The 10,707-nt window shown below is 58.2% G+C and carries 14 protein-coding genes; 2 read left to right on the top strand and 12 right to left on the bottom strand.

Annotation, left to right across the window (positions count from 1 at the left end; translation table 11 throughout):
• A partial coding sequence (locus tag HMPREF2875_RS04210; protein ID WP_246817026.1) for a CE1 family esterase occupies window positions 1-647 on the top strand: 647 nt, incomplete at its 5' end.
• A gap of 60 nt (window positions 648-707) precedes the next feature.
• On the opposite strand, the gene HMPREF2875_RS04205 is transcribed toward HMPREF2875_RS04210, so the two are convergent.
• The 10 genes from HMPREF2875_RS04205 to HMPREF2875_RS04170 all read right to left on the bottom strand — a co-directional run bounded on the left by HMPREF2875_RS04205 (window position 708) and on the right by HMPREF2875_RS04170 (window position 9,024).
• Window positions 708-1,328 (bottom strand): helix-turn-helix domain-containing protein, encoded by a 621-nt coding sequence (locus tag HMPREF2875_RS04205; RefSeq protein WP_070670608.1) that lies wholly within the window; start codon window positions 1,326-1,328, stop codon window positions 708-710.
• Window positions 1,328-1,954, bottom strand: coding sequence for a heme ABC exporter ATP-binding protein CcmA (ccmA, locus tag HMPREF2875_RS04200; RefSeq protein WP_042532294.1), 627 nt, complete (start codon window positions 1,952-1,954; stop codon window positions 1,328-1,330). The genes HMPREF2875_RS04205 and ccmA overlap by 1 nt, the downstream gene beginning before the upstream one ends.
• Before the next feature lie 3 nt (window positions 1,955-1,957).
• A complete protein-coding gene (locus HMPREF2875_RS04195; protein WP_070670606.1) occupies window positions 1,958-3,943 on the bottom strand; it encodes a hypothetical protein in 1,986 nt (661 codons plus the stop codon).
• Between the two features lie 6 nt (window positions 3,944-3,949).
• Window positions 3,950-4,231 carry a lactococcin 972 family bacteriocin gene (locus tag HMPREF2875_RS13200; protein ID WP_186302166.1) on the bottom strand — a complete coding sequence of 94 codons (282 nt, stop codon included), beginning with the start codon at window positions 4,229-4,231 and terminating at the stop codon, window positions 3,950-3,952.
• A 321-nt stretch (window positions 4,232-4,552) separates the two neighbouring features.
• A complete protein-coding gene (gene rlmB / locus HMPREF2875_RS04190; protein ID WP_070670604.1) occupies window positions 4,553-5,500 on the bottom strand; it encodes a 23S rRNA (guanosine(2251)-2'-O)-methyltransferase RlmB in 948 nt (315 codons plus the stop codon).
• A 41-nt stretch (window positions 5,501-5,541) separates the two neighbouring features.
• Window positions 5,542-6,963: a cysteine--tRNA ligase gene (cysS, locus tag HMPREF2875_RS04185; protein WP_070670602.1), complete on the bottom strand. Its 1,422-nt coding sequence runs from the start codon at window positions 6,961-6,963 to the stop codon at window positions 5,542-5,544.
• A gap of 43 nt (window positions 6,964-7,006) precedes the next feature.
• On the bottom strand, window positions 7,007-7,207 hold the full coding sequence (locus HMPREF2875_RS13440; protein WP_141754567.1) for a hypothetical protein: 201 nt from the start codon (window positions 7,205-7,207) through the stop codon (window positions 7,007-7,009).
• A gap of 27 nt (window positions 7,208-7,234) precedes the next feature.
• Window positions 7,235-7,726 carry a 2-C-methyl-D-erythritol 2,4-cyclodiphosphate synthase gene (gene ispF, locus HMPREF2875_RS04180; RefSeq protein ID WP_070670600.1) on the bottom strand — a complete coding sequence of 164 codons (492 nt, stop codon included), beginning with the start codon at window positions 7,724-7,726 and terminating at the stop codon, window positions 7,235-7,237.
• Window positions 7,719-8,468, bottom strand: a complete 750-nt coding sequence (gene ispD, locus HMPREF2875_RS04175; protein WP_070670599.1) for a 2-C-methyl-D-erythritol 4-phosphate cytidylyltransferase — start codon at window positions 8,466-8,468, stop codon at window positions 7,719-7,721. The genes ispF and ispD overlap by 8 nt, the downstream gene beginning before the upstream one ends.
• Window positions 8,440-9,024: a CarD family transcriptional regulator gene (locus HMPREF2875_RS04170; RefSeq protein ID WP_039676588.1), complete on the bottom strand. Its 585-nt coding sequence runs from the start codon at window positions 9,022-9,024 to the stop codon at window positions 8,440-8,442. Before HMPREF2875_RS04170 ends, ispD begins: the two co-directional genes overlap by 29 nt.
• A gap of 281 nt (window positions 9,025-9,305) precedes the next feature.
• On the opposite strand from HMPREF2875_RS04170, the gene HMPREF2875_RS04165 reads away from it, so the two are divergent.
• A complete protein-coding gene (locus HMPREF2875_RS04165; protein WP_070670597.1) occupies window positions 9,306-9,881 on the top strand; it encodes a hypothetical protein in 576 nt (191 codons plus the stop codon).
• Window positions 9,882-10,056: 175 nt separating this feature from the next.
• Here the strand turns inward: HMPREF2875_RS04165 and HMPREF2875_RS04160 are convergent, their stop codons facing one another.
• Window positions 10,057-10,284, bottom strand: a complete 228-nt coding sequence (locus tag HMPREF2875_RS04160) for a hypothetical protein (protein WP_070670595.1) — start codon at window positions 10,282-10,284, stop codon at window positions 10,057-10,059.
• A 45-nt stretch (window positions 10,285-10,329) separates the two neighbouring features.
• On the bottom strand, window positions 10,330-10,536 hold the full coding sequence (locus tag HMPREF2875_RS04155; RefSeq protein ID WP_070670593.1) for a hypothetical protein: 207 nt from the start codon (window positions 10,534-10,536) through the stop codon (window positions 10,330-10,332).
• Window positions 10,537-10,707: the final 171 nt, after the last annotated feature.

Here is a 10,707-nt window from a genome sequence, read left to right as displayed (position 1 = left end):
CCCGCACGGGCACGGTGGTTGTCTACCCCGACGGCGTGGACAGGCACTTCAACGACGCCCGCGCGGTGCTTCCGGTCAAGGCCCGTGAGCTTGGCATTGACGATGTCGCCTTTCTCCAACACGTCGCCGCCACCGTACAGGAGGAATACGGCACGCAGCGCACCTTCGCATGCGGTTATTCCAACGGTGGGCAGATGGTAATTCGCCTGCTTTTCGATGCCCCGGGCTTCCTCAACGGCGCTTGCATCTTCGCCTCGACGATGGGCAGCGGCGCTAACCATGCGCCGTCTAACCCCGAGGGCTATAAGCCCACCCCAATCCTCATGATGCACGGCACTGCGGACCCGTTAGCGCCTTATGAAGGCGGCCACGCTGGCCTCGCGAATAGCTCCCGCGGCGAGGTTACTTCCGCGTTGTGGACTGCGCAGCGCTTCGCCACGATGAACGGTTGCTCTAAGGCCAAGGTAACCCGCCCGTTTTCTGATGTGTCTTTGCATTCCTGGGAAGGTGACAACCCCGTCGAACTGTGGACCATGGAAGGCGTGGGCCACGTCATCCCCTCGGGCAACGAGCTCGACGCGCGCTTGGGCCCGAATACCGATAGCTTCATCGCGGCCCAGGTGGTGGAGGACTTCTTCGGCTTTTAGCCCCGTGGCTCGCCTCCCCGCTACTTACCCAGCCCTGGGCATTTGCAACAGGATGGCAGCTCAACCCATAGCGGGTAAGGTTTTGATGGCTAACTGGACTCTGTTCTCTGCAGCAAAGATGTCGAGCAGCTGGGAAACTATTTTCTTGATCATCGGCACAGAAAGATGTGTTTCTTCCGCGATGCCATTATTTGAGTGCCCAAATACAATTCCGTTTAGAATTCGAAGCTGAATTGCGGATAGTCGCTCGAGGTTTCGCTGCATATCTGGTTCAGGCATTGTCCCAACAGCTACGCCGTTTATATCGAAGCAACAACTTAATTTAAGGCCCCCATGGCCGGAGCGAGCTTCCCGGGTAACCACACAATATGCAGACGCGCCCAAATTGATTGCCTTTTGAAGCTTCTCACGCGAATGCTGTGAATAATCCACCAAGTAAATGAAATCGCTGCTCTTTAACTCTTGTATATCCCATACCCAGGTCGCCGAGTCTTTGCGCTCGCACAACACCAGCAATTGCTCCTGTGAGCGAGACAATGCATTCAGCAGCTCCCTTTGAGTGGACGCACATTCAACCTGGGGCCAGAGGAAGTAGCGTCTTAGCTCATCGAGTATCGGTTGCTCATCGTCTCGGATGCCAGCGAGCAGACACGGCATATCCGAGTATTTCAATCGCCACACTAAAGCGTTACCTCGCAGTCTGCTTGGTCGGCTACATGCTTGGAATGCGTCGCGACGACGACAACGGCGCCTTGGTCAGCGAAAGCACGAAGGTGTTCAACAACCAGCTGAGCATTGTCCTCGTCAAGCGCACCGGTTGGCTCGTCCGCCAATACGATTTTGGGCTTGGAAACGAGGATCCTCGCCAAGGCTACTCGTTGTTGTTCGCCGCCCGACAAGCCGCTGACCACACGCTTTTCATAGCCGCGTAAACCAACCTGCGCCAAAGCGCTGTCTAGCGCCTCGTCGAAAGCACGGCGCGAAACGTTACTGGCTGCGAGCTTCACGTTGTCGACAACGGTGAGGTCAGGAACCAAGCCGTAATCTTGAAAAAGATACCCAACGCATTCGCGTCGATACTTGCGCAGTCGACCTGCCGATAGCGATGCAATGTTGTTTCCATCCCACATGATTGAGCCTTTGTCCGGCGAGATCAGACCGCCCAAGAGGTTCAACAGGGTGGTTTTCCCACTTCCGGAGACACCGGTTAATGCAGTCACCCGGCCAGCCGCAAAAGACCGCGTAAGGCCGGAAAGAATCATTTTTCCCTTCACACTGTAGTGAAGGTCTTCAACCTGAATTTCCATATCCTAATTTCCCTCGCTGTCTGTCCAGCGCATTTGATTTCGCGCACTAATCCACCAGGTCAAACCGATTGAAATACACATCCACACGATCGAAAATGCGACGACAGCAAGAACGGTTGCCGTGGACCACCTGTTTTCAAACCCCATCGACCACGTTGATGGATAGTGCGATTCCAGTTGTTCCTTATGCTCGCGCAAACGATACAAAACCCAGCCGATGGTGGTAACGAAAAAGAATAGCTCGGCCAGCAGAATCTTCCTGCACATCTTCCACGGGCTGCGCCCACAAATGAAGGAAACATAGAGCTCTCGCCGGAACGCCACCTGGAAACTGAAAAGCCCCGCGACGATTAACAAGGAAACCAGTAGTATCGCTACGACCGTATTTAACGACCAAAGGCTGAATTGATCTTTGGCTTCCTCAAGGGACGATCGCCAGGAATCAGCATGCGGTTGTGCCGTGGCAAGCACCTTGCCCACCGTCCCATCTTTCAGCTCACCAACGACAGTTGGCTCGATGGCAAGGAGGACTTTCTGCGAGGCTTTCGCGAGTAAATTCCGGTCACCGATAGCTTCAAGCCCCACTGGTAACGAGACCACAATGGGGTCATTAATTACTGGCCGCAGCTCAACGTCATAGGAAAAGACTTGCCCAAGCGAACAATCCTCTTTCCAGTTAAAATCTGGAACTTTCTTCTTCGCGAGTTCGGCTTCAAATGCAACGGAGTCAATAATCGTCTGTTTGGATTCTTCACTGAGGGCAACGGGAGCACAAACGGTTACGTCTTCTTCAGAAGGGGAAACACCAGCTTGAACGGCGAACCGATGGTTGCTGAGAATAACCGGGGCTTCCAGTTGAGTCGGCCAGGTAAGCCAAAAAGGATCCGCTAAGAGTAGCTTTCCTTCGCGGTCCGCCTGACGCAAGGGCGCTGCAGCTGCAGCCTGTTCTTTTTCATCCGGAGTGATATTCGAGCTCAGGGCAAACTCTTGCTCATTGGCATGTCCGCTCCAATACGGTTGCAATTCCTCTCGCGCGGACACCTCAGCACCGGTATCAACCATCTGCGAAAGTGCCGTCAGGCTCGTCAAGAGTGCCAATAGCCGGACAGCATACAGTGCGTAGGTAATTGGACGCGCCCGAACCTTGCCTTTGATGGCCTGCGGGATCGAAATATTTCGAACCAATAACTGCCCGAGCACATAGCCCAGCGCCAAACCGACCCATTGGAGCAACACAGAAACGCCGAAAAAGGCCCAAAACAACGTCGCTTCTGCCCAGTCGTTGTAAAGATACAATGCCGCCGCAATAAAAATGATCGCAAGAAAAAATGGTAGCCATGTTTGCTTGGCAAGCCGCGTTACATCAAGCCTTAGCGTCTGCGATAGCTTTAGCCCCAAAAGTCTGTGAATGCCGATTTCGCGAGCCCGCACTAGGCAGTGCCCGCCACCCAACACGAGCGCGAGTAGAAAAGCAGCCGCGACCAACAAAGGCAGCGACGAAGTCATGACGAAACTCCAAGTCAAGTTCTGGAGCCCTATCACGGAATACCCGCGCTCCTCCAACCATGTCGTTAGGTCTCGAGCGTCGTTTTCCGATCCTTTAATGTTAAAAACTTGGCGCGGTTCCTTAGTCGGAATTTCCGACAATGGATACCAAACAAGCTTTTCGCCTCTCTGAAACTTTTGAGACTCAAAGTTAGCTACACCTGAAGGCAGAGCCGAGGAGTAGATTCGCAGCTCACCATCCGAATCAGCTAGCGAGGAGTAATAAATCGATACGTCAAATCCTGAGTCCCCTGCAAATTCAGAAAGCTCAGGAAACAGTGTTTCTGTGTGACTGTCAGGTTTGAAGTCTTCGATCTGGACAAACTCGTTGCCAAGCCGATAATCCAGAGTCGATAAGAGGCTGGCTCCAACAAAGGCAATGAATGCGCTAATAACCGTAGAGAGCAAAATCCCTACGGTTAGTAGTCTGACTGAAGTTTTCATCGAGCCTTAGCAGTGTCGGTAATAGGACTTATTTCCAGAGGGCTTCTTGGGAGCTGTTGCTCGTGACCAAGTGTTTTTGTTGACGCAACCGCTATCCGACTTGAAGGTACCAACAGCAGTTGAACCGTGCCGCACCCCATTGTGAAAGTAGTGCGACCAAACTTGGCCACTACCCGTACCGTAGTCCCACGTGCCGCCATCGATATTTACAATCGTGGCCCCAGCAACACCTGTACCACCCAACGCCAACAAACCTGCGAGAGTTACTGAAACTGCTCGCTTAGACATGCTCACTTTCATAAGCATTCCTTTCTTGAGAAGAATCCGAACTTATAGCGCGCGATACTGAAAGATATACGCTGCCCCTAAACCGCATTCAAGTGTCAAAAGTTACCTTTCGCAGATTCATCAACTCCGCGCAAATATCCAGGCCTCAATCCGCAGCTCTCTGGTGGATTGCAGGGCGTCGGCAAGCGCGTGAAAATGCGAACAGGTGGTCTGGGTTTCCAGCCCTGGACATTTGCGACCAGGACGGCGGGAGCTGCCCAGCAGACACATTGGAGGCAAACAAAAAGGCGCCACACAACGCGACGCCTTCCAAATTACTTGTTACTTCGCAGCGCGACGCTGCCGAGCAAACTCCGAAAGCACTGCACCCGCAGCAACGGATGCGTTTAAGGATTCGACCCACGCGGTCATCGGGATGGACATGATGACGTCACAGTTCTCGCGGACCAAGCGGGAGATGCCCTTTCCCTCAGAGCCGATGACGATGACCACGGGATCCTTGCCACCCGTGTAGGTGTCGAGCGTGTGCTCGCCGCCGGCGTCCAGGCCAACGACCTGGTAGCCGGCTTTCTGGAATTCCTGCACGGTGCGGGTCACGTTGGTCACGCGCGCGACAGGCAGGCGTGCTGCGGTACCGGCCGAGGTGCGCCAAGCCACCGCGGTAACGGAGGCCGAACGGCGCTCCGGGATGATGACGCCGTGGCCGCCGAAAGCAGCGACGGAGCGGATAACCGCGCCGAGGTTACGGGGATCCGTAATGTTGTCGAGGATGACGAACATGCCCGGTTCCTGAGCGTCGCGCGCGCGATCCATGAGGTCATGCACCTCGGCGTACTTGTAGGGCGGAATCTGCAGGCCGATACCCTGGTGCAGACCGTTGCCAGTCATGCGGTCCATCTCGTGGCGCTGCACCTCAAGAATGGGGATGTTGCGGGTATTGCACATGGCCACGGCCTCCGACAGGCGGGCATCGTTGCGCGTGCCCTGCACAATGTAGAGCGAGGTGGCCGGCACCTTGGCGTGGAGGCACTCGATGACCGGGTTGCGGCCCACGACCATCTCTGCGGTTTCCTTCTGGTGGCGCCCCGAGTTGCGGCGCTCGCGCTCCAGTTTTGCCTTGTGCTTGGCGTGGTAAATACGGTCCTCCGCCTTGGGCGTGGGGCCCTTTCCAGCCAGGCCCTTGCGGCGCTGACCGCCCGAGCCCTTCGTAGCGCCCTTCTTGTTGGTCTTGCGGGCGCCCGCGCCGCCGCGGCCGTGGGTACGTGCCATGGTTCTTCTCCTTTGTTGTCCTTGGCCTAGCCCAAGGACGGTTAGTCCGCCAGGGACCAGGTGGGACCGTCGGCGGTGTCAGTGATAGTAATACCCGCGGCGGTCAGGCGGTCGCGCACAGCGTCCGCAGTAGCCCAGTCCTTCTCTGCGCGGGCGGTCGTACGGCGCTCAAGCTCAGCCTGGACAAGAACGTCCAGTGCCGCGACAGCGCCGCTTGTTTCGCCACCATCTTTCCACTGTTCATCGCACGGATCAAAGCCAAGAACCGCAGCCATGGCGCGCACTGCTCCGGCGAGGCGCTCGGCCTCTTCCCGGCGGCCTTCAGCAAGGGCCTTATTTCCTGCACGCACCGTGGTGTGGACTTCCGCCAACGCCTTCGGCACGGCGATGTCATCATTCATGGCCTCTGCGAAGGCTGGGGTCCACTCGCCCTTCTCGACGCCCTCGAACTTGCCCACGAAGTCCTCGATGCGGCGGTAGCCCGCAGCAGCCTCGGTCAGAGCGGACTCGGAGTATTCAAGCACAGAGCGGTAGTGCGCCGAGCCCAGGTAGTAGCGCAGCTCCACCGGGCGGACGATCTCCAGCATGTTGGCGATGGAAAGCACGTTGCCTAAGGACTTGGACATCTTCTCACCAGACATGGTCACCCAGTGATTGTGCATCCAGTAGTTGGCAAACTTATCGCCGGCCGCATGGGACTGGGCAATCTCGTTCTCGTGGTGCGGGAACTGCAGGTCCAGACCACCACAGTGGATATCGAACTCACTACCCAGGTAGTAGGTGGACATGGCCGAGCACTCCAGATGCCAGCCCGGACGGCCGCGCCCCCAGGGAGTGGGCCAGGACGGCTCGCCCGGCTTAGCGGCCTTCCACAGGGCAAAGTCCTGGGGGCTGCGCTTGCCGGCGTTGTCTGTTTCGCCCTGTTCCATCTCCTCGACGCGATTACCGGACAGCGCGCCGTAATCCGATCCTTCCGTGGCATTCCACGCGGCAACGTCGAAGTAAACGGAGCCAGCCTCATCGTCCTCCCCCGCTGGGCCACCAGGTACGGCGTAGGCAAAGCCGGCGTCGATAAGCCTTTGCATGTACTCCACCATTTGCGTGACAAACCCCGTCGCGCGCGGCTCCACGGAGGGTGGCAGCACGCCCAAGGTGTTGTACGCCTTAGTGAACTCGCGCTCGTAGGTGGATACCCACTCCCACCAGGGGCGGTTGTTCTCCGCGGCCTTGGTGAGGATTTTGTCATCGATGTCGGTGACGTTGCGCACCAGTGCCACGTCATAGCCCTGCGCGATAAGCCAGCGACGCAAGATGTCAAAGGCCACGCCGGAGCGCAGGTGGCCAATGTGCGGCTGGGATTGCGGGGTGGCACCACACAGATAAATCGACGCGTGGCCGGGGCGAACCGGCTCGAAGTCACGTTGGCTGCGGGTAGCGGTATCAAAAATGCGCAAAGTACTCACGCGGACTAGTCTAATTGACCCTGAGTTAGGAATTCACCACGACTTAGGTTTCGAGCATGAGCTCTACGCGACGGAGTTCGTCATAAAGGTCGCGCTCTTCCGTGGAAAAACGGCCGGATTCTGCGAGCATGCGCAGATCTTCAGAACTAAGGTTCGCCCCAATGGCTACTTCTAAGGCATGCAGGAGTTCCCCATACCGAGCCCGCAGGGCCTCGGTATTTATAATTCGCATTGTCAATGCCACGGCAGCCTCCTCTCCCTCGACTTTACGTTAGGAATTGGGGGCGCGCCAGACCACGGCGGTGGCCACGGCGGCGCGGCCCTCCTCGCGCCCGGTGAAGCCGAGACGGTCAGTCGTGGTCGCAGAAATGGAGACCGGCGCACCAAGAATCTCACTCAACACAGACTCAGCCTCCTCGCGGCGCGGCCCCATCTTAGGGGTTTGGCCGATGAGCTGGGCGGAGGCGTTGCCGATGGTGAAACCTTCCTTCTCCAGCAGCTCGCGGCATTCGCGCAGCAGCTTCGCACCGGACACACCGTCATATTCAGGGCGGCCCACTCCGACGAAGGAGCCGAGGTCGCCGAGGTGGGAGGCTGACAGTAGAGCGTCGACAAGCGCGTGGCTTACCACGTCCCCATCGGAGTGGCCCTCACATCCGTCGGCGTCCTCGAAGAGTAGCCCGGCGATCCAGCATTCTTTTCCGGGCTCGATCTGGTGGGCGTCGGTGGCGATGCCAACGCGGGGGATGATGGGGTTAGTCACTGGGTACCTCAAAGATGGTCGGTTCGGCCTCGTCCGTCACAGCCTTGGCTAGGACGAGGTCGATGGGGGTGGTGATTTTAAAGGCGAAGGTATCACCCTGGACGGTGTCCACGCGCGAGCCATGCCATTCCATAAGACTTGCATCATCCGTCGCCGTGAAATCCGGGTTCTGCTCCCAATAATCCTCGTTGGCGTGACGCAGCGCGGCCAGGGAAAAGCCTTGTGGCGTCTGCACAGCGCGCAGGCGGGAGCGGTCTGGCGTGGCGAGGACAGTGTCGCCCTCTACTTCCTTAATGGTGTCCGCGACGGGCAGGACTGGGATAACTGCGGTGGCACCCTCGAGCACGCGCTTGACGACGCGTGCGATCATCCCCGGAGGCGTTAACGCCCGGGCCGCATCGTGGATGAGCACCACGGCGTCCTCGTCCGGTATGGCCTGCAAGCCCGCCCATACGGAATCGGCGCGCTCGCCGCCGCCGTGGACAAGGCGGAGAGGAATGTCAGCCTCGACGCGAGTTAGGATGCGCTCCGCGTAGCTTTCCATAGTGGGGCTGACGAGCACGATGACCTCATCGACGATGCCGGAAGTGACCATCGCCTGGACGGAACGCTCGAGTAGGGTGCGCCCGCGCAGCTCGACATAGGCTTTGGGCACCTCGGCGCCGAGGCGCGTGCCCTTACCTGCCGCCGCAACGAGGGCGATGACGCGGGGTTTAGTCTTCGTCGTCGAAGGAGAGGTCATCGAGATCGATGTCGCTATCAACGTCGGTGGTGATGGACTTATCGTCCACCAAACCAGCGGCACGATGGCGCTCGATGGTGGCGTTGATCTCCTCCATCATGGTGTCGGCCTTCTTCTCGTCAACCGGCTTAGCCAGAGAGAGCTCACCCACGAGAATCTGGCGCGCCTTGGCCAGCATGCGCTTCTCGCCGGCGGACAGGCCACGGTCCTGGTCACGGCGCCACAGGTCACGAACAACTTCAGCAACCTTGTTGATGTCGCCGGAGGCGAGGCGCTCCTGGTTGGCCTTGTAACGGCGGGACCAGTTGCCGGCCTCTTCAACGTCTACCTCACGCAGAACCGAGAAGACCTTTTCCAGCCCTTCCTTGCCCACGACGTCACGAACGCCGACCATTTCGACGTTCTTGGAAGGCACACGGACGACCAGGTCGGACTGGTTGATTTGGAGGACGAGGTACTCGAGGGTTTCGCCACCCATCTCGCGCGTTTCAATCGCCGTGATTTTGGCGGCGCCGTGGTGGGGGTAGACGACGACCTCTCCGACCTTAAATTCCATTGCCACTCCTTGTGAAGCCTTTGAAGACGATGCTCATCGAGTGCGCTCGCTCCGCTCTCGATGGGCCGCATATACAGGGAATCGATTCTAGCACGCAGCATTTCACCCCCGCCCGCTTAGGCATCGCGGGGAGGCTATACACCACGACGCGCATGCGGTGAAGCATGGCTACCCCCGGTTTACCCAAGGGGTTTGCCGGAAACTGTGTGCTTTTCGCGGAGAGGGACTAGGCTAAAGCGTTGATAAGCTTTGTGATCGCAATTCTATGGAGGACACTCACAGTGCAGTCCCTGAAGTCCGCCGCTCGCTGCGGTGCCATCATGTCAGTTACCGCCCTTTCCGCGCTGGCGCTGGCTTCCTGCTCGGCCGGTCATGTTGCGCAGACCGCGGAGAAGGTGGCAGCTGTCGATGGCGCAGCCGCCAGCACCGAAGATGGCAAGGTGTCCGTACGCGACGTCACCATTCAGGTTGAGCCGGACTCCGGTGAAACCTCCCTGAAGTTCATCGCCGTGAACCAGGGCTACAAGGTCGATGAGGTCACCTTGGAATCCATTAGCGTTGATGGCCAGGATGTCGTCATCGAGGGCGCTACCCCGATTGCCCGCGATCAGGCACTGTACGGCGATTCCGCAACCAACCTGGAGAACCTTCCGAAGGATGAGAAGGACAACAACGTCACCTACGTGACCACCTCCCTGGAGAACGATGGCTTCGCCTTCGGCGGCTCCCGCCCGGTGACCTTCACCTTCAACACCGGCACCATTGAGGTCGACGCCACCGTGTCCGCCTCCCCGCTGGAGGCCGGCAAGTTTGACCGCGACCCGGAGTCCGAAGAGGGCTACACCGAGGCTAAGTAAAGCTTCTCCCACGAGGCTTCACGCCGCCCTAGCTGCACACTTCACACCGCCCTAGTTGGCACAGCGTGCAGCTAGGGCGGTTTCGCATTGCTGGACCTTCTCCCTCCTAAACGCACTAACGCCGCCGCACACAGAAAGTGCACGGCGGCGACAGAGTGGAGGGTTCTACAAGCTTCTAGCGCATGGAGGAGCTAGCGAGGATTGACTGGGCCCAGCCAAGTGCGGACAGAGTAGCCGGAACGAGCAAGAGGTTCGGTGCCTGCGGGCCACCGTACTTAATCATCGTGTCCATGACCTGGTTCAGCGGCTCCGGGTAGGAAGCAGCGGAAGCGGCCGGGGTGCCAGCCACAGCGACGGCGGATGCAGCAGCGATTGCAACGAGGGAACGACGGATCTTCTTCATTGTGTCTCCTTGAATGATTCTTTGAGGGGGATAGTTACGGGGTTATTACAGAACGTTCAAAATGAAGCCCAAGGAGGACAGGGCTGCCGGTACGAGGATGACGTTCTGAGCATCATAGCCAGCAACGTTGGTAATCTGCGTCAGGACATCTGCGAGCGGCTGCGGCGCCTGAGCGGCGGAGGCAGCAGGGGTACCAGCCAGGGCGATAGCAACAGCAGCACCGGCGGCGACGAGGGTACGACGGATCTTCATAAAATCACCTTAGGGGTTGGGAGAGTTGTGCATGGGGGTAGGGCTTCACGCAACACTGTGAAAGTTTTGCCTGTAACCTACCCAACACTGTAAGGGCTAAATAATGTTGCTGCCTAGGTTCGTGGGGAATACTTCCATATGGGGGTAATAACGAATCCTTGATGATAGAGC

Source organism: Corynebacterium sp. HMSC078H07 (assembly GCF_001812805.1).
GTDB lineage: Bacteria > Actinomycetota > Actinomycetes > Mycobacteriales > Mycobacteriaceae > Corynebacterium.
The sequence above is the reverse complement of the archived record's forward strand: the minus strand, read 5'-3'. Positions and strand labels throughout refer to the sequence as shown.